The sequence below is a fragment of the Microtetraspora sp. NBRC 16547 genome (assembly GCF_030268965.1).
Taxonomy (GTDB): domain Bacteria; phylum Actinomycetota; class Actinomycetes; order Streptosporangiales; family Streptosporangiaceae; genus Microtetraspora.
Map to the genome: position 1 here is coordinate 45,492 of NZ_BSSE01000016.1, position 25,934 is coordinate 71,425.

At 68.7% G+C, this 25,934-nt stretch carries 23 protein-coding genes and 1 tRNA gene; 14 read left to right on the plus strand and 10 right to left on the minus strand.

The features are described 5' to 3' along the window. The first annotated feature begins 121 nt into the window (after positions 1 to 121). A complete protein-coding gene (locus QSK17_RS21605) occupies positions 122 to 1,027 on the plus strand; it encodes a hypothetical protein (RefSeq protein ID WP_285706826.1) in 906 nt (301 codons plus the stop codon). A 61-nt stretch (positions 1,028 to 1,088) separates the two neighbouring features. Here the strand turns inward: QSK17_RS21605 and QSK17_RS21610 are convergent, their stop codons facing one another. Continuing rightward, on the minus strand, positions 1,089 to 2,660 hold the full coding sequence (locus QSK17_RS21610) for a serine/threonine protein kinase (protein ID WP_285706827.1): 1,572 nt from the start codon (positions 2,658 to 2,660) through the stop codon (positions 1,089 to 1,091). A gap of 311 nt (positions 2,661 to 2,971) precedes the next feature. Between QSK17_RS21610 and QSK17_RS21615 the strand changes: the two genes are divergently transcribed. From QSK17_RS21615 to QSK17_RS21625, 3 genes are all read left to right on the plus strand, one after another. Beyond that, positions 2,972 to 3,214, plus strand: a complete 243-nt coding sequence (locus QSK17_RS21615; protein WP_285706828.1) for a dihydrofolate reductase family protein — start codon at positions 2,972 to 2,974, stop codon at positions 3,212 to 3,214. A 4-nt stretch (positions 3,215 to 3,218) separates the two neighbouring features. Continuing rightward, positions 3,219 to 4,052, plus strand: coding sequence for a phosphatase PAP2 family protein (locus tag QSK17_RS21620; RefSeq protein WP_285706829.1), 834 nt, complete (start codon positions 3,219 to 3,221; stop codon positions 4,050 to 4,052). Between the two features lie 172 nt (positions 4,053 to 4,224). Beyond that, complete coding sequence (locus QSK17_RS21625; protein WP_285706830.1) at positions 4,225 to 4,839, plus strand: signal protein; 615 nt, start codon at positions 4,225 to 4,227, stop codon at positions 4,837 to 4,839. 211 nt (positions 4,840 to 5,050) lie between these two features. Here the strand turns inward: QSK17_RS21625 and QSK17_RS21630 are convergent, their stop codons facing one another. Both QSK17_RS21630 and QSK17_RS21635 read right to left on the minus strand, forming a co-directional pair. Further along, the gene (locus QSK17_RS21630) at positions 5,051 to 6,055 is read right to left on the minus strand and encodes a HEAT repeat domain-containing protein (RefSeq protein ID WP_285706831.1); all 1,005 of its coding nucleotides are present in this window, start codon (positions 6,053 to 6,055) and stop codon (positions 5,051 to 5,053) included. A gap of 6 nt (positions 6,056 to 6,061) precedes the next feature. Beyond that, positions 6,062 to 6,730, minus strand: coding sequence for a HEAT repeat domain-containing protein (locus QSK17_RS21635; protein ID WP_285706832.1), 669 nt, complete (start codon positions 6,728 to 6,730; stop codon positions 6,062 to 6,064). 594 nt (positions 6,731 to 7,324) lie between these two features. Here QSK17_RS21635 and QSK17_RS21640 point away from each other — a divergent pair. Next, positions 7,325 to 8,860 (plus strand): S8 family peptidase, encoded by a 1,536-nt coding sequence (locus QSK17_RS21640; RefSeq protein ID WP_285706833.1) that lies wholly within the window; start codon positions 7,325 to 7,327, stop codon positions 8,858 to 8,860. 321 nt (positions 8,861 to 9,181) lie between these two features. On the opposite strand, the gene QSK17_RS21645 is transcribed toward QSK17_RS21640, so the two are convergent. Together QSK17_RS21645 and QSK17_RS21650 are read right to left on the minus strand one after the other, a co-directional pair. Further along, positions 9,182 to 10,909 carry a CehA/McbA family metallohydrolase domain-containing protein gene (locus tag QSK17_RS21645; protein ID WP_285706834.1) on the minus strand — a complete coding sequence of 576 codons (1,728 nt, stop codon included), beginning with the start codon at positions 10,907 to 10,909 and terminating at the stop codon, positions 9,182 to 9,184. Positions 10,910 to 11,554: 645 nt separating this feature from the next. Beyond that, positions 11,555 to 12,625: an RNA polymerase subunit sigma-70 gene (locus QSK17_RS21650; RefSeq protein WP_285706835.1), complete on the minus strand. Its 1,071-nt coding sequence runs from the start codon at positions 12,623 to 12,625 to the stop codon at positions 11,555 to 11,557. Positions 12,626 to 12,677: 52 nt separating this feature from the next. Here QSK17_RS21650 and QSK17_RS21655 point away from each other — a divergent pair, with 52 nt between their 5' ends. From QSK17_RS21655 to QSK17_RS21665, 3 genes are all read left to right on the plus strand, one after another. Further along, positions 12,678 to 12,971: a hypothetical protein gene (locus QSK17_RS21655; RefSeq protein WP_285706836.1), complete on the plus strand. Its 294-nt coding sequence runs from the start codon at positions 12,678 to 12,680 to the stop codon at positions 12,969 to 12,971. Positions 12,972 to 13,165: 194 nt separating this feature from the next. Continuing rightward, positions 13,166 to 13,744: an RNA polymerase sigma factor gene (locus QSK17_RS21660; protein ID WP_285706837.1), complete on the plus strand. Its 579-nt coding sequence runs from the start codon at positions 13,166 to 13,168 to the stop codon at positions 13,742 to 13,744. Further along, positions 13,741 to 14,655: a hypothetical protein gene (locus QSK17_RS21665; RefSeq protein ID WP_285706838.1), complete on the plus strand. Its 915-nt coding sequence runs from the start codon at positions 13,741 to 13,743 to the stop codon at positions 14,653 to 14,655. Before QSK17_RS21660 ends, QSK17_RS21665 begins: the two co-directional genes overlap by 4 nt. Positions 14,656 to 14,985: 330 nt before the next feature. On the opposite strand, the gene QSK17_RS21670 is transcribed toward QSK17_RS21665, so the two are convergent. The 4 genes from QSK17_RS21670 to QSK17_RS21685 form a co-directional block, all read right to left on the minus strand. Beyond that, on the minus strand, positions 14,986 to 16,338 hold the full coding sequence (locus tag QSK17_RS21670) for a hypothetical protein (RefSeq protein WP_285706839.1): 1,353 nt from the start codon (positions 16,336 to 16,338) through the stop codon (positions 14,986 to 14,988). After that, positions 16,325 to 16,828, minus strand: a complete 504-nt coding sequence (locus tag QSK17_RS21675; RefSeq protein WP_285706841.1) for a SigE family RNA polymerase sigma factor — start codon at positions 16,826 to 16,828, stop codon at positions 16,325 to 16,327. The genes QSK17_RS21670 and QSK17_RS21675 overlap by 14 nt, the downstream gene beginning before the upstream one ends. Positions 16,829 to 17,238: 410 nt before the next feature. Beyond that, a tRNA-Arg gene (locus tag QSK17_RS21680) sits at positions 17,239 to 17,311 on the minus strand. Positions 17,312 to 17,607: 296 nt separating this feature from the next. Beyond that, positions 17,608 to 18,117, minus strand: a complete 510-nt coding sequence (locus QSK17_RS21685; protein WP_285706843.1) for a VOC family protein — start codon at positions 18,115 to 18,117, stop codon at positions 17,608 to 17,610. A gap of 116 nt (positions 18,118 to 18,233) precedes the next feature. Here QSK17_RS21685 and QSK17_RS21690 point away from each other — a divergent pair, with 116 nt between their 5' ends. Next, positions 18,234 to 18,446, plus strand: coding sequence for a hypothetical protein (locus tag QSK17_RS21690; RefSeq protein ID WP_285706844.1), 213 nt, complete (start codon positions 18,234 to 18,236; stop codon positions 18,444 to 18,446). A gap of 117 nt (positions 18,447 to 18,563) precedes the next feature. Here the strand turns inward: QSK17_RS21690 and QSK17_RS21695 are convergent, their stop codons facing one another. Continuing rightward, on the minus strand, positions 18,564 to 19,895 hold the full coding sequence (locus tag QSK17_RS21695) for an ROK family transcriptional regulator (protein ID WP_285706845.1): 1,332 nt from the start codon (positions 19,893 to 19,895) through the stop codon (positions 18,564 to 18,566). A 101-nt stretch (positions 19,896 to 19,996) separates the two neighbouring features. Here QSK17_RS21695 and xylA point away from each other — a divergent pair, with 101 nt between their 5' ends. From xylA to QSK17_RS21720, 5 genes are all read left to right on the plus strand, one after another. Continuing rightward, positions 19,997 to 21,142, plus strand: coding sequence for a xylose isomerase (gene xylA / locus QSK17_RS21700; RefSeq protein WP_285706846.1), 1,146 nt, complete (start codon positions 19,997 to 19,999; stop codon positions 21,140 to 21,142). Then, positions 21,139 to 22,617 (plus strand): xylulokinase, encoded by a 1,479-nt coding sequence (locus QSK17_RS21705; RefSeq protein WP_285706847.1) that lies wholly within the window; start codon positions 21,139 to 21,141, stop codon positions 22,615 to 22,617. Before xylA ends, QSK17_RS21705 begins: the two co-directional genes overlap by 4 nt. Positions 22,618 to 22,736: 119 nt before the next feature. Continuing rightward, entirely contained in the window at positions 22,737 to 23,426 is a 690-nt protein-coding gene (locus QSK17_RS21710; protein ID WP_285706848.1) for a DUF998 domain-containing protein, read from the plus strand. Between the two features lie 71 nt (positions 23,427 to 23,497). Continuing rightward, positions 23,498 to 25,444 carry a sensor histidine kinase gene (locus QSK17_RS21715; protein WP_285706849.1) on the plus strand — a complete coding sequence of 649 codons (1,947 nt, stop codon included), beginning with the start codon at positions 23,498 to 23,500 and terminating at the stop codon, positions 25,442 to 25,444. Continuing rightward, the gene (locus tag QSK17_RS21720) at positions 25,441 to 25,821 is read left to right on the plus strand and encodes a DUF742 domain-containing protein (RefSeq protein WP_285706850.1); all 381 of its coding nucleotides are present in this window, start codon (positions 25,441 to 25,443) and stop codon (positions 25,819 to 25,821) included. The genes QSK17_RS21715 and QSK17_RS21720 overlap by 4 nt, the downstream gene beginning before the upstream one ends. Positions 25,822 to 25,934: the final 113 nt, after the last annotated feature.

Here is a 25,934-nt window from a genome sequence, read left to right on the forward strand (position 1 = left end):
GGAGGAAGATCCGCTTTGTTCCGGTCTGCGGCCTCCGGAACAGCGATGCTCCAGCAGGCTTCGAAGACCGGGAATCCATAATGGCAAGCCTGCTGCAAGCGGGCTTCGCACAATGGCTGGCATGAAAGCCTCCCCCGCCGGACGCCTCGGCGTGCCCCTCCGGCTTGCCGCCGGCGCAACCCTCGTGCTCCTGACCATCACCGGATGCGGTGCCGGCGTTGACACGCTCCGGAACGATCAGCCCGTTCCGGAACGCGTAATCAGCACAGCGACCGCCGAGACCACCCCGACCGCCGAGACCGCCCAACCCACGGAGGACAGCGAGCCGGCCAAGACCAAGACCGAGACGGGCGACCCGACCCAGGCCCAGACGGCAGTGCAGCCGGGTGGAGCCCTCGTTGACGGCAGCACCGTCGCGGCCGAGCTCACCCGCGCCGGGCAGAGGGACAAGTTCACCCTGGACCTGGGCGATGCGAGGGAGTTCTACGTCACCGATATGGCCGGCGACGACATCCAGTTCCAGGTGTTCTCCGAGGTCGACGGCCAGCCGGTCAGCCCGTCCGGCACCGCTCTCAGTTGGGGCACATCGGTCGTCAAGTTGACCAAGGCGGGCAAGCACCGGCTGGAGGTCTTCGGGAACACGAACGTCATCGGGCCGTACAGCTTCAGGATCGCGACGGTGAAGGTCCGCACGTTCCCGGCGACGATCGGCCTGAAGATCGGCGAAGGCAGCCCGCCCGGCGCGGGGCGGCTGGACGTCCCAGGACGCATCGACCGCTTCGAGTTCGACGCGGACGGTGCGTCGGCCATCAAGATCCTCGGTGGGACCGGGGCGTGCACGGTTATCGAACTGGAGCTCACAGAGGCCGCAGAGAAGAACATCGCCAGTCCACGGCAGCCCGTCCCACTCTGCGGATACGAGTTCGACATCCCGCTCTCCAATGGAGACGGCCGGTACGCGCTCGTGGTCAGATCAGGCACGGCGAAGACCGGGGCCTACTCGTTCCAGATCGCGCGGGCGGGTTGAGCCTTGACCGGGCGTCTGGTCGTGGTGCCGAGCGTGGTCACGTGCCGGTGCCGATCCCGCGTCAGGACCGGCTCAGGCTCCCGTGATACTCCAGCGCGCCGGCGCCCTCCTGGCCCACGAAGTCCAGCGTCGCCGGGTCTTTCAGGGTGAGGGTCATGTCTCCACCGACACACTGATTCCGCTGTACGCGGGTCAGGTCGAGCACGTTCCCGGTCCTGACCTGGGTCAGCATGACCTGCTGCTCGCACGCACCGACCCGCCACGTCCCTGTCGGCTGGTCACGCAGCAGGGTGAGCGTGACGTCGGCGGTCTTCTTCCGATCGTCCTGCGAGACGACCTGGCCCGTCCACGTTCCGGCGAACGACTCCGGGACTCCGCGGGCCGAGGGCGGCGTCGATGGTGCCGCGGAAGCCGGGTGCCCCTCGGAGTCACTGCCGCTGTCGATGCCGCTTCCGGTGCTCGTGCCGGTGCCGGTGCCGGTGCTCGTGCCGGTGCTGGTGCCGGCCTCCGGCCGCGCCGCGCCGTCGCCGGAGGAGCCGCCGAGTGTCCCTGTGCCGTACAGCACCGCCGCCGCCGCGAGCACCGCGGTGACGCCGGTGACCGCGATCAGTACGGCACGGCTCCGCCGGGACGCCGTATCGGAACCGCCAAGCCGGTGGGTGGGGGCAGGGCCGTACGCGGGGCCGGGTGGACTCTGGGTCTGGGACGAATCGGTGGGGAGCGGTCTGGTCGGCGCGGGACCGGTCGCGACCGGAACCTGATCCGCCGCGCCGCTCCAGTCGGAGGGAAGGTAGGCGGTGGGCACGGGCCCGACGTCGGGGACCGTGACGGTGGAGGCTTCGGGGTCGACCAGGCGGATCATGAGCGCCCGGGCGGAGGGGCGTACCTCGGGATCCTTGGCCAGGCAGACGGCCAGCGTCTCCCGCAGCGGCGACGGAACGTCCGTGAGGTCGGGCTCCTCGTTGAGGATCCGGCCGAAGACCGCGGCGACGGTGTCGCTGCCGAACGGCGCCCGCCCCGTGGCGGCGTAGACCATGGTCGCGGCCCAGGAGAACACGTCCGCCGCGGGCGATCCGTGCACACCCTTGAGCTGCTCGGGAGCCATGTACGGCGGGGTGCCGGACAGCGCCGAGGGCATCGTGCTCGCGTCGAGCAACTGGGCGATGCCGAAGTCGACCACCCGTGGGCCGCCCGGGCCGAGCAGCACGTTGGCCGGTTTGAAATCCCGATGGATGACCCTCGCACTGTGGATGGCGGTGAGTGCGGCAGCCGTGGCGACCGCGAGGCGATCGAGGTCTCCCTCACGCAGGGGACCTTCGTCGCGCACCCGATCCTGCAGTGAGGGACCCGCGATGAACTCGCTCACGATGTACGGGTCTGGCCGGTCGGTCTCCGCCGCCCACACCCGGGCCGTGCAGAAGGGGGCCACCCGCAGTGTCGACTGCAACTCCCTGGCCAACCGGCGGCGCGAGGCGGGATCCGCGCCGCTACGAAGTACTTTGATCGCCACCCGCTCGCCGGACCGGCTCTGCCCTTCGAAGACGATCCCCTGCCCGCCCTCGCCCAGGCGCCCGACGACCTCGAACTCTCCCAGCACGCGCGGGTCTCCCGGCTGCAGCGGGCCAGCGGGCATCGGCTCCTCCATGCGCGGTGATCTCTTCACAGTAGCGATGCGAGACCCGACCCACCATGGTCCTAATCAGGGCGATGGCCAAGGAACCGGAATGGCAGGGGCTCGGGCTACTGGCGCTTCGCCGCGGCGGCCACGAGACATGGGAGTCATCCGTGTTGGCAAAGGTCTGGATGATCTAGGAAGCAATAAGGTCCGCACCCAGGTTTTCCCTGGTCAAACTCGATCTGTGGCTTGCGGAGAAACCACGCCTCCCCAAAGAGATGCGCGACCTTTAGAGGTCGGGTGTCAGGCCCGACTGGGAGAACACCACAGTGGTCGGTGGCGACGACGTGTATGACCAGTTGCGCGCTCTTAAGGCCGATCAGAACCTGGGCATCACCGGCAGCGGGACGCTGGTGCGATCGCTGCTGGCGGAGGGGCTGCTTGACGAGCTGCACCTGTTGGTAATTACGCTGATCCACAAAGGGCGCTCGACATCAAATTGTTACGTTGAGCCGGGCTCCAGGGCCCGCCGAATTGAACGCCCACTACTAAATTATGGTCAGCTATGGTGACCGCATGAGCCCACCGCCGGATCGCGGAAACTGGCGGCGCGAGGATGCCATCGGCCGATTTTCGCGCCAGATCGATCGTGCCCGATCGGGCGCGCTTGTCAGAGGCGTGCGGGGGCGCCCCGCCGTGCTCGTTGAAGTGATTGTTCTGCTGCTCGGGTTTCTGTTCTTCACGTACTTTCACGCCCTCGCCGGCAAGGACATTGCGTCTGCCACCGCCAACGCTCTTGCCCTGCAGTCCGTGGAACGCGCCCTCCACGTGGACATCGAGCAGATGGCGAACGAGTGGCTCACCGAACATCCGGCCCTGATCCAGCCGGCGGTGTACTACTACCGCTTCTACTACGTCGTGCTTGTCGGTGTGCTGCTATGGGTTTTCGTCTGGCACGCCGATATCTACGTCAAGGTCCGCCGGACCCTTCTCGCGATAATCGTCCTCGTTCTGCCGGTCTTCTGGGCGCTGCCCATGTCGCCCCCGAGGTTCGCCCTGCCGGGTGTCGTCGACATCATCGCTCAATACGACATCCTGGGGAGCCATCCCTCACCGGGGGCCGGGAGCGGCCAGAATATCTACTCGGCCATGCCCAGTCTGCACGTGGGGTGGTCGGCGTGGTGCGCGTATGCCGCGTGGTCCGCGCTCCGGGCCTCTCACCCGCGATTGGCGCTGTTGTCGTGGGTGTTCCCGCTCGGCATGGCAGCAAATGTGCTCGTCACGGGAAACCACTACGTGCTCGACATTGCTGGAAGCGGCGTGTTGCTTATCGCCTCCATCGCTGCCGCATCAGTGTGGGGCCGCCTCGTCGAACGATGGCGCAGGGCGAGATCCGGCATTCGGGCTTAAGACTGCACGCTCAGTGGTCCTGGGCGCTAATTCATTTCCTCCCCTGCAAACGGGCTCGTTCGGCCTTCGCTCCCCGTCAAGATGCAGGCTAACGCCGGTCACCGCCAGCCGGTATGCGCGGGTTGCGGGGGGAGTCTGATCATTCTGTGCTTGTTGAGTCTATGATTCCCATATGTCCCGATCTGCTATTCCGCCTCTGCTGGTCCTCGGTCTCGTCGCTGGCTGTGGGGTGGCCCAAGGCGGCAGCGCGGACGGCATCGTGTTTTCGAAGCCGGAGGTCTCGGCGTCGGAGAACATCCAGGGACGTTGGTGGACGTGGGCGGCCTCCGAGGACGAGAGCACGAACCCTGTGATGGACACGACCGGAGAGTTCTGCGAACGAAACCAGCCAGAGGATGTGTGGTTTCTCGCTGGGACCTTCGGCGGTACCTATCGGCGGACATGCAGGGTGCCCGTGGGACGACCGGTGGTCTTCCCGCTGGTGAATCAGATTTGTACCGAGGAACAATGCAGGGAGTTCATGGCCACGGCGACGGGCAAGGCGACTCTTGATGGCAAGGTGATAACGCCAGAACGGATGGAAGGCGACAACGTCGCCGTGACGGGTGTAGCGGGTAATCCTCTGACCGCTGAGGAGGGAACTACCACCTCCTACGCTTGTGGCGTCTGGGTGCGCCTCCCACCGCTGAAGCCCGGCCGTCACAAACTGACCATTCGCGGGTCCTCCGGCGACTTCCGCACGGGCGTTGACTACACGCTCATCGTCCAGCCCGCCCAGCAAGCATGAGTACACATGAAAGTTCGGCGAGTGGTAAGCAAGGCTCACCGGCTACGACCCTGCCGGCTCCTGTGTCGGCTTTGCCCACAACAAGGATGACCATCTGTACCGCGTGACAGTGAGGCGCGGTACAGGCGGGAGTTTCGGCGATGCCGTGACTCGGTCGGCGGTGACCAGCAACAACTGGTCCCCACGCACACAGCACCTCAGGAAAGATCCGTTATCGTGCGTTGCGTAGCTTGAGAATGTATGTCGCAGTAAGCGCAACGGCACGGTCTTCGTCATGTGACAGATCTGCGAGGGCACGTGATGCCGTGATCCCCGGGATATCGGCGAGCGCCTGTGTCAGCCGTCGACGTGCAGACGATTCAACGGTGCCGTGGGTGAGGCAGTCGACGAGCCTGGTGGCGATCTGATCCGCCAACGCGGGATCACTTGCCAGGGCGCTCAGTGCATCGGCTGCATCGACGTCGTTCGTCCCCTTGACGATCATGTCGACGAGCGTCGGGACCGCGTCGGCTACTCCACGTGCCCCGAGTGCCAGAGCTGCACACCTGCGGACCACGATGTCGGCGTTCGTGAGGGCGTCCTGCAGCAGTGCGGTCGCCTCACCGTTCGAAATCTCGGCGATGGACTGGATGGCACGTTTCCGCACCTCGGCTACTGGTGAGCCGAGGCCCTCCGCCAGCGGTGCCAATCCGGCATCGCCCGATTGCGCCAGAGCCCATCGAAGGGCTCCGGCGACGTTCGGGTCCGTCTCGCTCAACGCTGCCTCTACCAGGGCTTCCACTGGCACCGGAACCTCTTCGACTGAGGACAAGGCCGCGCGTTGGCGCTTCCCAGCGCTCTCCGACCCCAAGGCCTGGAGGAGCGCAACGATCTGGAGGACGTCCTCCCAGTCGGCGGGTTCCGCGGCACCGACCCGACGGAGTCGCGTGAGCAGCTCCGTCTCACCCGCAATACGTTCTCGCGTCTGGCGGATGAGGTCGTCGACGAGCTCCGAGGGCGTGAAGCCGGGATCATCCAGCGCGCGCCCGACTTCCCGCAGCGACAGCCCCAATGACCGCAGGCTCTCGACATGGAAGATTCGCCGGATGTCCTCGCTGGAGTACTCGCGATAGCCAGCCTCGGTACGACCCGTTGGCCGCACCAGGCCGAGCGAGTCGTAATGCCTGAGCATGCGGGCGCTGACCCCGGACCGTCGTGCCACATCACCGATCAACACTGCCTATCACCTCTCCTGGCTGGTCGTGCCGAGGGCCACGATGCGCTTCGCCTCCTCGATCGCGAACTCGAATCCGGCATCCGGGTTGCGCAACAGCCGTTCCGTGGCGATCGCGTGCTGACGCACGCGAGGGTCGAGATCCATCATCGCGGCGCGCAGGGTCGGCATGATCGCCTCACCGAGCGCGATCAGCGCCCGGCTGAGGCTCAACTGCGTCTCACGCTCGCCGCGCCCGAGCTGTGTCGCCAACACTCCGGCCAACTCGGGTTCTTCACCTTCGGGCACGAGTACGACCGCTGCTCGCCAGGCGCTCCGCGCCACCTCGTCGTCGGCGTCGGTCAGAAGCGCCCGTGTGATCGCCGGCCACGCTTGCCGATCCCCGATCTTGGACAGCGTGTGCAACGCCTGGCTTCGTGCCTGCGCACGCTCCGAGCGGAGTTCATCGATGAGCTTTGGGACCGTCATTGATGATGAGTGGCGGGTGAGTGCCCACGTAAGCATGTCGCGCACGTAAAAGTCGGGCTCGATCGCGCATCGTTCGATGAGCTTGTCGATGAACCGCGGGTCTTGGGTCGTGCCGACCGCCAGCGCTGCCTGCAGCCGCACCGACGAGCTGCTGTTCTCCAGCCCCTGGAGAGCTCGCATCGTGTTCGTGTCCTCTTTCGGCATGGTCATCGGGACCTCCTTGGCTGCAGTGAAGACCTTGTCACTGTGTCAAGGTCAAGCGGGGCCACGCAGAAGAAACTGGTCCTGAACAGCTTGTGAGCTGCAACTACAGAGAGCGCCGAGCGAACAGAAATGGACGAATTTCGATCACTCTAGTCCGCGAACGGCCTGGATGATCTAGGAAGCAAGAAGGCTCGTTCCCAGGTTCTCCCTGGTCACGGGCCTTCTTTGTCTGGCGCGGCCGGGAGGACTCGAACCCCCAACCTTCTGATCCGTAGGGAAGGGCAGGCCCCTCTTTGATGGCTCGCCGCCCTGCTCGACCGGTAGATACGGGCCGGTGAGGTGTGATCGCGTCCCCACCGGACCCACACGAAGCCCGAAGCGCCATTCGGAAGATGACCATCTTGTGCGCTTGATCGCCGGCCAGCAGGTTGATCCGGTCAGGCTTCCGCCTTGGTGAACTCTTGAACAATTCATGACCGAGCTGTTACCTTCACCAACCAACCCTAAAGGTTGGTTTCGGGGCGATTTCGGGCTTTCGGAATCGGGGCCAGCCAGACCGCGGCGATGGATGCCGCGGCATCACCGTTCAAGGAGCAACGCATGCAGCATTCCCTGCCCAAGCGACGCCTCGCGGCCACCGCCGCGGCGTTCGCCATGGTGGGTGCCGTCTTCCTTGGAGGCGCGACCGGCTCGGCCAGCGCGGCCGCCACCGACGAGCCGACGTCGACACCGGTCAACGTGGACATCCCCGACGGGATGCTCATGAGCTACGTCGTCAACGCCCGAATCGCCAACCCCGGCCAAACTCGTCTCGTTGAGCGCGCGGTCGAGGCCGCCGGAGGCGTCGTCGTCCAGTCCTGGCCCCAGATTGGCGTGGTCGTCGCCCACTCCGACCGCGCGGCCTTCCGCGCGAACGTCACCGCCGAGGGGGGCAACGCGGTCGCCTCCGTCGGCGCCACCCGCACGGCCGGGGTCTCCGAGGGGACGCCGACCGACCTGGCCCCGCCGTGGGGCCCCGGCGCCAACGGGTACAAGAAGGGTGCCAAGAAGCCGGACAACGGCGACATCCCGTCCGACCCGCAGCCTGGCGAGGGCCTCGACCCCAACGAGGGCGTCCAGTGGGACATGCAAATGATCAAGGCCCCGCAGGCGCAGGCGATCTCCGACGGCAACCGCAACGTCCTCGTCGGGGTGCTCGACAGCGGCATCTCGCCGACACACCCGGACCTCAAGGCCAACATCGACGTCGCGAACTCGGTCAACTGCACTAACGTCGGCCGTCCGGACCAGACGCCGTTGGCTTGGGGCCCGACGACGAGCGACCACGGTACGCACGTCGCCGGCACCATCGCCGCCGCCCGCAACAACATCGGCATCGTCGGTGTCGCGCCGAACGTGCGTATGGCGTCCGTCAAGGTCGTCAACAACGACGGCTTCATCTACCCGGAGTACGCCATCTGCGGCTTCGTGTGGGCGGGCCTGAAGCACATGGACGTCACGAACAACTCCTACTACGTCGACCCGTTCGAGTTCTGGTGTGACGACCAGCCCGACCAGGCCGCCAGCAAGGAGGCCGTCCGGCGCGCCGTGAAGTGGGCCACCGAGCAGGGCGTCGTCCACGTCGCTGCGGCGGGCAACTCCAACTACGACATGGCCAACAAGACCGTGGACAGGGGCAGCCCCAACGACGCGCCGAGGCCGACGGTGCGCACGATCAACAACCGCTGCAACGACATCCCGGCTGAGTTCGAGGGTGTCGTGACGGTCGCATCCCTGCAGCGCGTGGGCACCACGCTGGACAGCGTCCGGTCGTCCTTCTCCAACTACGGCCTCGGCAAGATCGACGTCGCGGCTCCCGGCTCGTCGATCTACTCGACGACGTGGAACACCCGGACGGGGGCCGACGGCTACGGCACCAAGAGCGGTACGTCGATGGCGAGCCCGCACGTCGCCGGCGTCATGGCGCAGATGAAGTCGGCGCACCCGTCCTGGTCGCCTGCCGAGATGGTCAGCGAGCTCAAGGCGCGGGCCGAATCCAAGCCGTGCCCGCAGAACACCGCGGCCTGCGTCGGCACCGTCGACGACAACAGCTTCTTCGGCGCTGGTGTCGTCGACGCACTCGCAGTCATCAAGTGAGCTGACCCTGGTAGCACCTAAGTGACACCACCACGCTGGGCCTGCACCGTCATGACGGTGCAGGCCCAGCGCCATACGGCGGCCAGGAGTTGGACCGGTGTCCTCCCCACGCCCGTGGGGGTGAGCCGCGGCGGCGCACCTGGCCGATCAAGCAGGGCGGCCTCGCTGAGCCATCGTGCGTCGTGGCCGGGGCCCAGCGCGCCTGGGCGGCCTGCCGTACGGCGTGCGCCTGCCGTTCCAGCGCCCGCCTGGCCGCAAGGTCACGGGTTTGCGCGATCTTGGCTCCAACGCGCCCCAGATGGCCGTCTTACGGCGACCCCATCAGCGCACGCGCCGTGCTGCGGGGATCCCTCCTTCGGGGGTGTCGCGGAGCAGCCAGACGGGGTTGGACAGAGCGAGGACGGTCCCCGTACGATTCCGCACCTCGACCCTCACGAACCGGGGCGCGGTGGTGTCGATGGGCAGGTCGACGAAGCCCTTAGTGCTCCATGCGGCTGAGGACATCTCGGTGTAGGTGGTGCCGGGTTCGGGCTTCGACGGTCCGGCGAGGTCGACCGTTCCCTGCACGATGCGCACGACGCTGTCGGCCGGAAGGCCGGTGAGGATGGCGCGAACGGTGCGGGTCGCGGCGGTCGAGACGGTAACGGATCCCATGGGTGCGGCTCCGTCGACCAGCAGGTCGATGATGCCAGAGAAGCGCGCGGGGTCGCCGAAATAGACCTGGCCCGCGGACAGGCTGGTGAGCAGGTCGGCCAGTTCACGGGTGGGCGCGTGCGCCCACGTGACGAAGTTGGAGTCCTGGCCGAGCCAGTTCTGGCCGGAGTGGTCGTCGCTGACACCGGTGCCGGTGAGGAAGATCCCGTTGCGGGAGCAGACGTCCCAGAGCTGTGAGTGCCGGTCGAGGTCGACCCCGCCGCGGCTGGGGTAACCGACTTCAAGGATGTCGCAGCCCATGGCCCGGTCGGCGAGAACGGTCTTCGCGACGGACGCGCGGAGTGCGTCCTGCTGGGCAGGCGGGAGTTCGGCAGGGTGAGAGGTGCCGAAGGGGTGGTTGTAGGAGGCGAGGCCACCCATCGATTGGATCATCGAGACGACGGCAAGCCCGGCCGCGGGGTTGGGGTCGGCGACCGGCCCGGATTGGCTGAAAGTCGGCATGGTGATCTTGGGGCCGAACCAGTTGACGTGCGTGGGCTTGACGAGTGAGACCTCGAGGCCCTGGTACTGGCGCACCGCGGGGAACTTCGCGGAGTAGCCGGCCATCAGCGCCGCCTGCACCTGCAGAACGGCGTCATCCGAGCGTGCCGGGCGGGAGATACGCAGCAGGTCGAACCACCCGTCGGCAAGACGTTCCTTCTCGCTGACCGCACCCAGGGTCAGGGCCAGCATCGCGGCGTCGCGGCTTTCCAGGTCCGGCCAGAACCGCGCGATGTCGTCGGCCGGAGACATCCGCAGAGTGGTCCACTGCCCTTGCCTCGCGGGCAGGTGCACCACGGCGTTCAGCCCTGTGCACGTACGGGACTTGCCCTGGGTGCCATCCACGATGTAGGTCAGCGTGTACTTGCCCGCAGGCCGGCCAGCCGTCGCCGGTCGCCAGCTGGTGGTGACCACCACGGCGAGGTAGGCGTGTGGCGACACCTCGGCGGGGAAAACATCGACCTCGATGGTCTGGTCGTACAGCGAACGCTGCAGCACGGTGTTCGTGGCGCTTCCCGAGATGCGCACCGCCGCCGCGTCGCGGCCGGTGGAGGTCGCCGAGAGCCGCACCGAGCCACGCGTGGACGCGTCGCCGGGGGAGGCCATTGTTTTGTCCCAGAGGACCTGGGAGGAGGCAAGGGTTCCTTCGCGCTTCTCGGCCCAGGAGCACGCCACACCGTTCACCTTCTCCGATGGGCCGTCCATGTGGATCACGCCGGGGTAACCGTGCTCGGCCATCCGGAAGTCGTGCTCGGTCCACCACATCACGTCGATGCCACTGCGGGTCGCCTGCTCGAGGTGGCCCTGCATGCTGCCGGCGCCCTCGCTCCAGGAGGCGTGGATATGCATCGCCATCGAGATCGGACGAGCGGCGGAGCCGTCCGTGGTGGCAGCCGCAAGCGCGGGCTGAGGCCCTAGCGCTAGACGCCCAGCTCCAAGGGCGGTGACCGCCGCAGTCGCCTTCAACAGATTGCGCCGTGATAGCGGGCTCATCATGCTCCATCCTCGTGATACGAATCACGACAAAGGTGTTGTATATGGATGAAGCGGACATGGCCGTTCGAAGAAGCACATCGCAAATCGGGGGAAACGCGTGTCCTGCCCCCGGGACAACTTCACTCCCGGTACTCTACGGAACCGCCTTCATGAGGCAGAGCGCCGCATTGGCGGGGTGTCCACGCATTGGGGCGTTGGTATCCGACCGGAACGATGGCGGAGCTTCTGCGTGAAGTCGTCCGGCGTGAACTTGCTATGCGCGAGGAGTGTCAGGCATTCGTGCTGCGCATGAAACGTCGCTTCTCGTGAGTGTCGTGTTCGAGATTTGAATCGTCCGTATCCCGTCGTTCACGGTCATGCCAGGTACAGGCAAGCCGCAAAGAGCGGTGTGCGGGCCGATACCACCCCAGCCAACGCCCGCCGCCCCGACCGGAAGCACAGGACACGCGATGGCCACGCCGGCCTCGATCAGCCGGGAGTTCGCCATCGGCCAGACTCCCACAGTCATGGCCCTGGGGGATCAAGGCAGCGAGGCGGGCAACGCGAAGGGTGGGAAGTGGTCGGGGCCGAGGAATGAGACGATCTCGGATATATGTTCGCCACGCAACGTGAAAACGGTGATCGACCAGGCGACGTGCGGTCCGGTAGCGTCGCCGCCGACGTAGAACGCCACGGCGGGCTGGCCGTTCGCGCTGGTCGCAAGAGCGCCAGCTTGGGCATCTGGTCATCGGGACCTGCACGGCAAAGTCGATCACGGTTTCCAAGCCGTGATACCAGTGCGCCAGCGGCGGCATCGGCATCCTTGGTCAGCAGCGCCACCAGGGCGTCGGCATCGCCGTGTTCCAGCGCCGCCGCGAACCCGGCCGCGAGCCTCCGCACATGGGCATCGCCGATCTTCCGCAGCGCCTGCTGCTGGGTGCGCGAGGGAACCTTCTCCGCCACGAGCTTTCGGGCCCGCGCCAAGGCGGAGTTCACCGACGTGGCCGAGGTGCCCATCATGGCGGCGTTCTCGGCGGCGGAGAAGCCGAGAACGTCGAACAGCAGCAGCGCGGCCCGCTGGTTGCCCGGCAGGTGCTGCAGGGCGGCGACGAAGGCGAGTTCGACGGACTCACGCTGCTCGTTACGTGCGTCAGGTGCAGGCGGGCCGTCGGTCAGGCCCGCATCGGGGTAGGGGCCCAGCCAGGCGGTATCAGCCAGCGGGGCGGCGTCGAGTACGGCTCGGTCACTGGACGGGCCGAGGTCGGTGGGCAAGGCACGCCTACCGCGGGATTCGATGAGATCCAGGCAGGTGCGGGTGGCCACGGTGTAGAGCCACGAGCGTAGCGGGCTGCGGCCCTCAAACCGCGCGAGTCCCCGCCAGGCGCGCAGCAGGGCGTCGTCGGCGTCGTGGGTTGAACCCAGCATGCGGTAGCAGTGGGCATGCAGTTCACGGCGCAGTGGTCCCACCAGGCGGGCGAAGGCGGCATCGTCCCCCTGGCGGGCCCGGGCCAGGTCGGCGTCCGGGGCGCCCGGTACTGCCGTATCTGGTGAGAGTTCGACAGAAAATTCCCGCACAAGCGACGATTTTGCCCCCACAGCGGCAGTCCGAGATCGAGGCGCTCGCCGGCCTCGCTGAGGAGGCCGCACGGTGAGCCGCACGCACCCGAAGGGCCGCCACCGCATCGGCATCGAGCAGACGGGAGTCCCGCGCCGTTTCTGGGACGGCCAGGCGCGCGGCGCGGCCCGACGCCTGGACGAGCGGTGGCAGGGCTGGATCGTGATGTACGGCATGGGCAGTCGGCCTGTTCCACGCGGTCGCCGCCTGGCCGGTGCCGGAGCTGCTCATCCTGTCCGCCGCCACGGGGGCGAGCTGGAGAAGCTGATGTACGAGGCCGAAATGGCGTTGATCCGGCGCGAGGCCCTCGGCCGGGCCACGTCATGAGCACGACGCCCGGCCGTTGCGCCACCATCCACACCCGCGCGGTGCGTGCCCGCCGTCCACCTGGGCCCGCACCGCGCTGGCATGTCCGCCACTGCCGACACCGCGACCGCTACGTAGCGAACCTGAAACATTACATATAGTTGCTTTTTGGCTGGTGTTGACACAGTCGGGCGGGAACTCGACATGAAGGGGGCGTGAGTATCCACGACACGGGCCCGCCGGTGCGGGAGCGACAGTTCACTGATCTCTTCGCGGCGACCTATCCAGCGGTTCTGCGTTTTGCCGAGCGTCGGGTCCATCTGAGCCACGCCGAGGACATCGCAGCCGAAGTGTTCGTTGTGGCCTGGCGCCGTCTCGAAGACGTCCCGACCCATGCGGACGACGCACGCGCCTGGCTGTTCGGCGTCGCCCGCCTGACCCTGATGGCCGGCATGAGAGGCGAGCGGAGACGACAGGCGCTGGCTGTGCGCATCTCCGAGGACCCGACGGCTCACGGCCACGTCGGAGTGCTCGACGCCGATCTGGTTGCCTGGCGAGTCGATCTGGCCCGGGCGTGGTCTCGACTGTCCGCGGTACATCAGGAGGCGCTGGCCCTGACCGTGTGGGACGGGCTGGACGCGCCCCGGGCGGCCCGGGTTCTGGGCATCTCTCCGGTCGCCTACCGCCTGCGCCTGAGCCGTGCCCGCAAGGCCCTGCGCGCCCATACCAAGGCCTTGCCCCAGACGCCTACCACCCGGGCAGCCACCGCCACGCCCCGAGGGAGTTCGACATGAACAACACCAAGACCACGCTCACCAACGGCCAACTCGACCAGATCCTTGTCAGCCTCGATGCGGCCGTGACAAGCCCCGACCTCGTCACCGGCTCTGACGCGAAGGCGCAGACTGTGCTGCGTCGGGCGCTTTCCGGGGCCGGCGACCAGATGTCCGTCCCGACGGCGACGCCCTCGCAGCCCCGACGGCGGCTAACGGCGGCACGACGAGCAGCCGCCTTCGGCGCCGTCGCAGCCACCATCACCATCGGCTTCGTGGCCGTCCCGCCCTTGTTCGGCGGCGGTCAGGCGTTGGCCTGGTCGGCGACACCACAAGCCCTGTCCACAAGCGCAGCACGCCAGGCCGAGGCGGCGTGCGTCAAGGCAGTCCTCGACGACCACAGGCACGCCAAGGACGTGGACCAGTCGAGGATGCGTCCGGTGATCATCGAGGCGCGCGGTTCCTTGGTCCTGGTCTACCTGACCGATCGCGCGCCAAGCCCGAGCGAGTCGACGTGCTACGTGCGCGACGGGTCGGTCGTGGGAATGTCTGGCAGCCTCGCGACTCCGCAGTCACCCCCAGAGCCGGCCGTGGCGCCGAAGTCGGTGCTCGTCGCCCTGGGAGAGGTGATGAGCACGTCCTCGGGCAGCATCCGAGGCGTCCGCGGGCGCGTCGGCGCCGATGTCATCGGTGTCGTCTTCGACACCGTGGCCAAGGGGCCGGTGACCGCGACCGTCCGAGAGGGACACGTAGCCGTATGGTGGCCCGACGCCCCAACGACCGAACAGCAGGAGAACGCGGCGACCACACCGGAGATCCGCGGCGCCACCCTGACGCTGCGCGACGGGTCGACCCGGAAGGTCGGCGTTGAGGAACTCACGGGCCGTACAACTGAGGAGCTGACTCGGCCTGCCTCGGGCGGATCCGCCTAACCGCGGGCGTTGACCACCGCCAGGACCACAACCGCGACGGTGGCGGCGACGACCAGGGCCAGGCCGTCAAGACGACGCGCCAGGCCCATCCCCACCAGCAGCAGACTCGGACCGACACGCACCCGGTAGCGGCGGCCGCCGCCAAGACGCTCGACCCGGCGGTCGCCGCGGGGGCCGCCGCGCAACAGGACCCGGGAACCCGAACAGATCCGGCCCGGATCGGGTGGACGTCGAGCGGATCCGCGGAATAGCGGGAGGGGGCTGCGGTCCCGCCCGCATTTCGCGGCGGTGGCCTGGTGTGCGTCTTTGGGGCCGGCAGGGGTTCCAGCGTCATGGCGCCGCGATACCTTTCACGATTCGCCGTAGATCATGTGCGGGAGCGGTGACCACGATGGCCAGGCCGAACTCTGGAGTCCAGGTGAACTTCCGGCTGGGTGTGGAGGCCCCCGTGTCGAGCAGATTCCCTTGTACCCCGGCGATGGTCGCCGGCTTCGGCTCGCCTCTGGACACGCTGCTCCACCAGGTGGCGCTCGGAACCGCCGCGCCACGCTGGATGGAGACAGTGACGGTGTCTTCGCCGTCCGGGCCGATCCATCGCCGGGCGGTGGAACGCCAGCGTGCTGTCATGGCGGTCTCCACAGGACCCGGCCGCAGATCTGGACCAGCGAGGGAGATCTCGATGCCGTCGAGGGACTCGCCCTGCCCTTCGGGAGGCGACTGGATGCCCTCGGCGATCCGTACCAGGTCCCCCTCCGGCAGGTGGTCCCCCCGGACCCGCACGCCGATTCCCGGCTTGACCAGCCACAGCAACACCCGGCCTGCCTGTCCGGTGGCTCCCACGTAGGCCGGCTGGCCGTGCACCGAGGCCGGACGCACATCGGTCAGAACCTCCTGCGGCGGTCCGGCGGCACGCAACTTCTCCAGTGTCGCCGCGGCCCGGCCGTATACGACCTCGATGGAGACGCGCTGGCCGGACTCACCTTGCCAGAGCCGGGTCAGCGCGTCGAGATTCGCGCCGACCGTTCCCGAGACCCACATGCCGGCCGGCATGTGCGTGATGCGGAGTCCGGCGAAGGCGGGACTCCAACCGGCCACTCGCAGCCCACCGGCGATTCGGTCGCGCTCTCCCTTCAGAGTCGCCGAGACCGTGACTTTCAGTACAAGGCGGTGGTCAGCGACCCACATGGCGCTGGTGCCGTCGCCGGACAACACCGGATCGTTGATGGATCGCGGCTCGACCGGTGAGTCGACAACATTCATGGCCATGATGTCCATCGCGTCGCGCATGACGCCGTCCGTGCGGTAGGCCGAAACCTGGACGAAATCGCTGCCGGCCTGCCATCTCAGCGCCTCACCGCGCAGCCGGATCTCTCCTTTGACGTCTTTCTCCTGCGCCCGCAGGCGTTGCGGGGCACCCAGCCCCTCCGGGATGTAGCCGATCCGCACGCCATCCAGTTCCGGGGAGGCGGCGACCGGGTCGGGCCGGGTGACGATGTACGGCGACACGACACCGATCGCCACCAGCACGGCGGCGGCGGCCGCGGCGACACTCGCCGCCAGTCTGCGCCGCCTTCTGCGCAGCGCCACTCGGGCCGTCACCCGTACGGCCAGTTCCGGCGCCCCCAGCACTGGCTGGGTCGCGTCGATCATTCCCTGGCGTAGTCGTTCCTCAATATCGCGCACTGTTCGCCACCTCCTCACCCAGCAGCGCCCGCAGGCGTTTCAGCGCCTTGGACATCTGGCTCTTGACCGTGCCGACGGAGCAGCCGAGCATCTTCGCGGTCTGGACCTCAGTCATGTCATCCCAGAACCTGAGCACCACCACAGCCCGCTGACGGGGTGGCAACGCCCGTAACGCGTCCATGACGACGTGCCGTAACTCGACGTCCTCCCGCGCGGCGGGCAGTTCGGGAGGGGTATGCGTCGGAATCAATCGCATGATTGCCAGACGCCGCGCCCGGCTGATCGCTAGGTTGACGATGATCCGCCGGATGTAGGGCTCGGGGTCGCCGCCACGGCACAGCCTGTCCCAATGCAGACACGCCCGCTCCAGCGCGGTCTGCAGCAAATCTTCGGCTTCCCCAAACGAACCGCAGGTCAGGTACGCCGTGCGCAACAGGCTTGTACTGCGGGCGGCCACGAACTCCGTGAACCCGTCCGTATGCGGCGTCACTGAACGCCCTTCGAAATCATGACCCCATACACGCACAGCACGCCGCGAAGGTTGCCTTGGTCTCCCAGCTCCACCGCAGGAGGGAGAACACGTGATGGGGACCCGGCATGCACCGGGACCGGACGGCGAGCGCGCAGAAGCCACCGACCCGGTGGAGACGGGAGACCTCGCTGAGCAACGTTCGGGAGAAGACTCCCCATACGTCGCGACTCGTTGCCCTGGCAGTAACCCCTGCGGTGTCGGTGCAGGCGCCTGCCCGCAGCCGCTCAGCGTTCCTGCTGTGCGACCCAGGCCAGCTATGGACTCGCAGCCACCACAAGACGTCTGTGAGGGGCGGCTGGTGTATTTCGCTGCTGTATAGGCACGAGAAAGGCCCCCCGAGATGATCCCGGAGGGCCTTTCACCTGCTGCGCGGCCGGGAGGACTCGAACCCCCAACCTTCTGATCCGTAGTCAGATGCTCTATCCATTGAGCTACGGCCGCTCGCTGACGTCAGTAAGCATAGCGGGTTCTGCGGCGTGCTCCGAACTGGAATTGCGGCGTGCCGTCCTGAGTCCGCTCCGGCGCGCCGCCCTCACGCCTGGCGCCGCCGTACGGCCGGGCGCCCCGGGCCTGGTCGGGTGCCGTACGGCGGGTGCGGGAACGGCGATGTGGGCAGGACAAACCGGATCACAGATGTGAAGGAACCGGACGGGGAAAGCCACGGAGGAGCCGGAGAACATGGGCAGGGCCTCTCGTGGGCGCAGCCGCGTCGTTTGAGGACACGGCTGAGGGCGCGGTCACGCCGAGGTGGAGACGCCGACGCCGCCCCGCGTCTCCGCGCCGTATCGCTCCAGCTCCTTGGCCAGGTCCAGTGGCCTGACGCGCGCGCGGCCGGCGAGGGTCTCGTCGTCGATCAGGTTGAGCGGGACCAGCCAGGACACCTCGAACTCCAGCCCGTCGGGGTCCTTGGCATAGAGGGCCTTGGTCGTGGAGTGGTCCGACGCGCCGGCCAGGGCGCCCATCTCGCTCAGCTTCACCGCGATGCGCTGCAGTTCGGCGAGCGTGTCCACCTCCCACGCGAGGTGGTAGAGCCCGACGGTCGAACGGCCGGCGGGGGACGGCCCCGCCTGCGGGCCCAGCTCGAAGAGCCCGAGGTCGTGGTCGTTCGCCGAACCGGACGCCTGCAAGAACGCGGCCCCGGGGCCGCCCATGACGACCCGGAAGCCGAGAGCCTCCTGATAGAACGCGACGCTGGCCGAGACGTCCCTTACGTACAGCACCGCGTGATTGAGCCGCTGAACCGGCATGACCCCTCCTAGATAATTGAACTCTCAATCATTCTACGCGACGCGGCGTTCACGGAAACTGTCGGCGGCAGGTCGTACGGTGGCCTGCGGACTGGAGCCGACGGAGGGGGCGTTTCATGATCGCTGACCGGGTCACCCAGGAGCGCGAGGCCAATCTGATCCTGTTCCGGGTCGTCCACGAGGTGGCGGTCCGCCATGCCGGGCAGCCGTTCCACGAGGTGCTCTCCATTCTCCGGCGGGCCCTTCCCTCCGTCCCCGGCCTGGACGAGCCGGAGGTCCGCCGCATCGCCGAGCAGATCAGCGTCGGACGCGATCCCTCGGGTCTCTGATCCTCAGGACCAGGCGGTCCGAGCCCCGGCACGCACTCGCCGAGCCCCGGCACGCAGTCTCCGAGGCTCGGTACGCAGTCGCGCCCCGCGGGTTTCCGGAAGGTGGGCGGCGCCGGGTCAGGCGTTCAGGAGTGCGGCGGGATCCGCGATGACCTGCTGGATGACCTGACCGGCCGCGCCGAGGGTGGCCGCCTCCGTGCCGAGCCGGGACACCTCGACGGACGGCACGACCTCCCGCATCTGGCCGAGCCGGGCAGTGAGCGTCTCGGTGACCACGCCGCCGATCCATGGGAAGAGCGGCGCGTAGATCCCGCCGAGCACGATCGTGCCCGGATCCACGAGGTTGACCGCCGAGGAGAGGGCGATCCCGAGCGCCCAGCCTGCCCGCTCGCAGGCGGCCAGCGCGTCCCTGTTGCCCGCGTCGAGCTCCCGCAGGAGCTCGGTGACCCCCGTGCCGTGTCCCGCGCTGTGTCCCGTGCCGTGTCCCGTGCCGTGTCCCGTGCCGTGTCCCGCGCTGTGTTCCGTGCCGTGTTCCGCGCCGTGTTCCGCACTGTGTTCCGTGCCGTGTCCCGCGCTGCGTTCCGCGCCGGTGAGCAGCCGCTCTTCGGGTGCGGTTTCCGGGGGCGCGAGTCCGGCCGCCGACAGTAAGGCGTCCTGACCGGCGTACCTCTCGAGGCATCCGTGTCCGCCACAGCGGCAGGGCGGGCCGCCGGGGGAGACCACCACGTGCCCGAGCTCTCCGGCGAAGCCGCGGAATCCCCGGAAGAGCTCACCGCGCACGATCAGGCCCGCGCCGACGCCGATCTCGCCGGATACGTGCAGGAAGTCCGGATGCCCGGCGCCGAACCACAGCTCGCCCAGCGCCGCGAGGTTGGCCTCGTTGTCCACCCGCATCGGGAACGGCATCCGCAGCATCGAGAGCAGCGGCACGTCGCGCCATCCCAGGTTCGGCGCGCTGTGGACGGTGCCGGTCGCCAGGTCCACCGTCCCGGGGACGGCGAGCACTCCGCCGACCACCCGAAGCCCTGTGTCCACAGCTTCGTCCACAACTGAAAGCGCCAGATCCTGCAGGATCGTGATGACATCCCCAGGCGAGCCCATCCGGTTGTCCACAGGCTGTGTACGGCGGAGCCGTACCGAACGGGTGAGGTCGACGACGTGCGCGGCGAGGTAGTCGACGTTGATCTCCAGGCCGATCGCCGCGATCCGCCGGCCGCTGACCCGCACCTCCATGCCGGGACGGCCGCGTTCGCCGGCTCGGACGATGCCGGTCTCGATCACGAGCCCGGCCTCGATCAGGTCGCCGACCAGTTTGGACACCGTGGTCTTGGCCAGTCCGGTGATCTCGGCGAGCGCGGCGCGCGTCACCGAGCCGCGCGTGCTGACCTCGCCGAGGACGAGCGCCAGGTTGCGCGCGCGCATCGCGTCGTGCCTGATCGCCTGTGTCATCACACCCACTTGACCTGTCGCACGGCGAGCAGACCCACTTGACCTGCCGCCTGGGACGCCGGATATTTAGTCCATAACTTAGACTAATTCGGAGGCGCCACGTGTACTCACCTACCCCCGAGGACCGTTTCACGTTCGGCCTGTGGACGGTCGGCTGGCAGGCGCGCGACCCGTTCGGCGATGCCACCAGGGCGGCGCTCGACCCGGTGGAGAGCGTCCGCCGGCTGGCCGAGCTCGGTGCGTACGGTGTGACCTTCCACGACGACGACCTGCTCGCCGTCGAGCCGGACCGGGAGCGGGCGATCGCGAACTTCAAGCGCGCGCTGGCCGAGACCGGTCTCAAGGTCCCGATGGCCACGACGAACCTGTTCACCCACCCCGTGTTCAAGGACGGGGCCTTCACCAGCAACGACCGCGACATCCGCAGGTACGCCCTCAGGAAGGTCATCCGCAACATCGACCTGGCCGCCGAGCTGGGCGCGACGACGTACGTGTGCTGGGGCGGTCGCGAGGGAGCGGAGTCCGAGGCCGCGAAGGACATCCGGGCCGCGCTCGACCGATACAAGGAGGGCCTGGACCTTCTCTGCCAGTACGTCGTCGACAAGGGCTACGACATCAGGTTCGCGATCGAGCCCAAGCCCAACGAGCCGCGCGGCGACATCCTGCTGCCCACGATCGGTCACGCCCTGGCCTTCATCAACGAACTGGAGCACTCCGAGCGGGTCGGTCTCAACCCCGAGGTGGGTCACGAGCAGATGGCCGGGATGAACTTCGCGCACGGCATCGCCCAGGCCCTGTGGCACGGCAAGCTCTTCCACATCGACCTGAACGGCCAGCACGGGCCGAAGTACGACCAGGACCTGATCTTCGGCCACGGCGACGTGAAGAACGCGTTCTTCCTCGTGGACCTGCTGGAGCACGGCGGCTACGACGGCCCGCGGCACTTCGACTACAAGCCGCTGCGCACGGAGGACGCGGCGGACGTGTGGGACTCCGCCGCGGCCAACATGCGGACCTACCTCATCCTCAAGGAGAAGGCCGCGGCGTTCCGGGCCGACCCCGAGGTCCAGGAGGCCCTGGCGAACTCCCGCGTGACCGAGCTCGCGCAGCCGACCCTGGCTCCCGGCGAGACCTACGAGGACCTGGCCCGGGACGATTTCGACCTGGACAAGGCGGCCGAGCGCGGTTTCCACTTCACCCGGCTCAACCAGCTCGCGCTGGAGCACATTCTCGGAGTACGCGGGTGAGAACCCTCGTCGCCGGCGTCGACTCCTCGACGCAGAGCTGCAAGGTCGTGATCAGGGACGCCGAGTCCGGGGCCCTGGTCCGCCAGGGCCGCGCGGCGCACCCGCAGGGCACCGAGGTCCACCCGGACCACTGGTGGGCGGCGCTCCAGGAGGCGATCGAGCAGGCCGGCGGCTTGGACGACGTCGCCGCGCTGAGCGTCGCGGGACAGCAGCACGGCATGGTCTGCCTCGACGATTCGGGCGAGGTCGTACGGCCCGCGCTGCTGTGGAACGACATCCGCTCCGCGCGGGCCGCCCGGGATCTGGTCGAGGAGCTGGGTGGCCCGGAGCGATGGGCCGAGGCCGTCGGCAGCGTCCCGGTCGCCTCGTTCACCGTGGCCAAGCTCCGCTGGCTGGCCGAGCACGAGCCGGAGAACGCGGGGCGCACCGCGCGGGTGTGCCTGCCGCACGACTGGCTCACCTGGAGGCTCGCGGGCGCGCCGGACACGATCACGACCGACCGCGGTGACGCGTCCGGGACCGGCTACTGGTCGCCCGCCACCGGTGCCTACCGGACCGACCTGCTGGAGCTGGCCTTCGGCGCCGTCCCGGCCCTGCCCCGCGTCCTCGGTCCCGCCGAACAGGCCGGGACCATCGACTGGACTGGGCTCACTGACCGGACTGGGCTCACTGACCGGACTGGGCTCACTGACCGGACTGGGACCATCGGCCAGGCCGGGACCGCTGGGCGACCCGGCCCCCGCGGCCCGGTACGGCTCGCGCCCGGCACGGGGGACAACATGGCCGCCGCCCTCGGCGTGGGGGCGCGGCCGGGCGACGTCGTGGTGTCCATCGGCACGTCGGGTACGGCGTTCGCCGTCGCGGACGCCCCGTCGAGCGACCCGAGCGGCGCGGTCGCGGGCTTCGCGGACGCCACCGGCAGGTTCCTGCCGCTGGTCTGCACGCTGAACGCGGCGCGGGTGCTCGACGCGGCCGCCCGCCTGCTGCGCGTCGGTCCTGACGAACTCGACGATCTCGCCCTGCAGGCACCTCCGGGGGCCGGCGGCCTGGTTCTCGTGCCGTACCTGGAGGGAGAACGCACGCCCAATCTCCCGGAGGCGACCGGCTCGCTGCGCGGGCTCACGCTCGCCACGGCGACGCCGGCGCACCTGGCCCGAGCCGCGGTGGAGGGCATGCTGTGCGGGCTGGCCGACGCCCTCGACGCGCTCGGCCTGGACCCGCGCCGGGTGCTGCTGATCGGCGGAGGCGCCCGCTCGGAGGCGGTACGGCGGATCGCCCCCACCGTTTTCGGCCGGCCGGTGCTGGTGCCGGAGCCGGGGGAGTACGTCGCCGACGGGGCCGCGCGGCAGGCGGCCTGGCTGCTGTCGGGCGGCACGGAACCGCCCGACTGGGCGGTGGGCCACCCGGTCCGCTATGAGGGCGCGCCGACCCCCGGCCTGCGCGAGCGCTACGCGGACGCCGCGGCCCGATCCTGAGTGACCGATCTCGACCCACCCGCCCCTGAGATGACCCTGACGCCCTCTGGGGCGGCATCAGGGGCGGGTAAGGAGTTCTCCGGATGGTCGGGACGGCTCTTTCACGAGATTCTCAAATCATGGTCAAGAGGCTCTATCCCGTGCTCGCTTGCGGCGGCATCATGATCGCCGTCGCCGCGGCCGTCGTGGGGCAGATCGATCCGGACCCCTACCTCGATCCGATCAACCTGACGCTGAGCGACTACGCCGTGCTCGACAGGAGCGGCGCCACCGAGGTGGCCATGGTCGTCCTCGGCGGCAGTTCGCTCGCCCTGCTTGCCGGGATGCGTGCCGTACGGGCGCCGGTCTCCGGCTGGCCGGAGCGGCTCATGCTCGTGTGGAGCCTCGCGCTCGTGGTGGCGGCGACCGTTCCCACGTCGGCCGTCTCCGAGGGGATGACCTGGGCGGCGCAGGTGCACCGGTACGTCTCGGTGGCCGCGTTCGTCAGCCTGCCCGCCGCGACGGCGCAGCTCGTGGGGAGGTTCGCCGCGGACGATCGCTGGAAGCCGGTGGCCCGGCCGGTCGAGTGGCTGACGCTGGCCTCGGGCATCGGGCTCGCCGCGATGACCTATCTCGCGCTTCCCGGCCAGGGGCTCATGATCGGTCTGGTGGAGCGGTTTTTCTTGACCGTCGAGGTAACCATTCTTGGGGTGCTCGCGGTAAACCTGGCGCGGCTCGCGTGGAAGGACGCCTTTCTTGGTCACCCACCCGTTGCCGGGAATGTCGTTCGCCGGGCTGACCAGGCGCTTCACCGGCTTCGGGGCATATAAGAGGTATATAGAAATTGGACCGGTTCACTGCTAGCCTTTCGTCGATCTTTTAAAGATCGAAAAGAGGGCGCATGGCGGCGAGCAGGTCCATCGGATTCAAGATCACCCTGTTGCTGGTGATCCCGCTGGTCTCGCTTGTCGCGCTGTGGATCTTCTCCGCCACCCTGACCGTGGGTGACGCGTTCCGCCTGCTGAACGCCTCGTCGGTCTACAACAGCGTTGGCGAGCCGTCCCACGAGCTGGCCACGGAGATCGAACGCGAATACCTGATCTCCGTGCAATATCTCGCCACCCGCGCGGAAACCGACCGGGCCGACCTGATCGCCCAGCGGGCCGTCGTGGACCGGGCGCGTACGCGGATGCGCGAGTTGGCCGCGGACAGCGACGCGGAGTCGATGCTCGTGGACGCGGCCAGGAAGCCCTACCAGGACATGGAGAGCGCGGCGGCTCAACTCGACACCGTGCGCATGGAGTTCGACGCAGGGCAGCTCGACCTCACCAACCTGGGCGAGAACTACGAGACGTTCTCCAACGCGGCGCAGCGCTTCTCCGTCGTCGCCGCCATGGACACCGTCGCGCTGACCGGGCAGCAGGCCCGCAGCCTCACCTCCGTCTCGGGCGCCCAGCACGTGCTGGCCAAGGAGCGGGCGCTCGTCACCGGAGTGCTCGGACAGTCGAGAACGTTCACCGACGCGGAGAAGCTGAGGTTCGCCCAGCTCGTCGCGACCCGCAGGGTGCTCTTCGAGCAGGGCATGAACGAGCTGGACGACGAGCTGCGCGCCCCCCTCGACGTGCTCGTCAAGTCGGAGGCCTACCGGCAGGTGACGAACCTGGAGGACCGCCTCCTTCAGGGCGACATCACCAGCCATGTCTCGCCCGTCCTGTGGCGGTCCGTCGTCGACCGGGTGGACAACGCGTACACCAACGCGCTCAGCAAGGCCGGGGCCGTGCTCATCGCGCGCAACGAGCCCGCCGCGATCGGCGTGTTCGTCCGCGCCGGCGTCGCGGGACTGGTCGGTCTCGGCGCGGTCGCCGCCTCACTGATCATCTCCCTCCGCATGGGCCGCGGGCTCACCCGCGAGCTCGTCGGGCTGAGGGAGGCCGCGACCGAGCTCTCGGAGGTACGGCTGCCGCGGCTGGTCCAGCGCCTCCGGCGCGGCGAGAAGGTGGGCGACGTCGAGGCCGAGGCGCCCCCACTGGAGCCGCCGGGCAGCACTGCCGAGGTGCGCGACGTGGCCGCCGCCTTCAGCGCCGTCCAGCACACCGCCGTGGACGCCGCCGTGGATCAGGCCCGTACGCGGGAGAGCGTCGGCCAGGCCCTGCGCAACCTCGCCCGCCGCAGCCAGGGACTGCTCCAGCGCCAGCTCCGCCTGCTCGACACCATGCAGCGCCGTACCACGGACCCGACCGCGCTGGAGGACCTCTTCCGGCTCGACCATCTGACGACCCGGATGCGCCGCCAGGCGGAGGGTCTGATCATCCTCGCCGGCGGTTCGCCCGGCCGTACGTGGCGCCGGCCGGTGCCGGTCGCGGACATGCTGCAGGGCGCGGTCGCCGAGGTCGAGGACTACACGCGGGTCCGGGTGTACCCCATGCCCGAGGCCGCGGTCTCCGGCAGCGCGGTGGCCGACATCATCCACCTCTTCGCCGAGCTGATCGAGAACGCCGCGGCCTACTCACCGCCGCACACCCAGGTCTCCCTGCGAGGGGAGTCGGTGGCCAAGGGATACGTCGTCGAGGTGGAGGACCGGGGGCTCGGCCTCTGCGCCGACGAGATCGACGCGATCAACCTGAATCTGGCGAGCCCACCGGAACTGGACCTGGCCGACACCGACCGGCTCGGCCTCGTGGTGGTCGCCCGGCTCGCCTCCCGGCACGGTGTCCGCGTTGAGCTGCGCCCCTCGCCGTTCGGTGGCACCACCGCGATCGTGCTGCTGCCGGTGACCCTGCTGGCCGCCACGGGTGACGGCGGCCCGGAGCCCGTACGGCTCGGCATCCCGGAAGGAGCGGGCACGTGACAGATCACGAGGACTGGGACGAGGAGCTGGTCGAGGACGGGCCGGTCGTCCGGGCCTACGCCCTGACCCGGGGGCGGGTACAGCCCACGTCGGCGGCCTCGCTCGACCTGGTCGCCGTGGTCGCCGCGACCGGCGCGGCCGTGCCGTACCACGCGGACCTCGGGCGGGAGCACCTGCGGCTGCTCGAGCTGGTGCGGCGGGCCCGGCCGCTCGCCGACGTGGCCTCGGACGCCGGGCTGCCGCTGGGGGTCATCCGCGTACTGGTCGGCGACCTGCTGGATCACGGGCTGATCCTGGTCCGCCCGCCGGCCCCGGAGGTGTCCCAGCCGATGGAGAGCATCCTGCTCGAAGTGATCAACGGCCTGCGCGCGTTGTAGCGGGCCCTGGACGGGCTCCCCCAAACGGCCTGCGCGCGCTGTAGCGGGCCTTGGACGGGCTCCCCGGCCCGGTGCCGCCGGGGAGCCTCTCGCGCGACGACCGCGCGCCTACT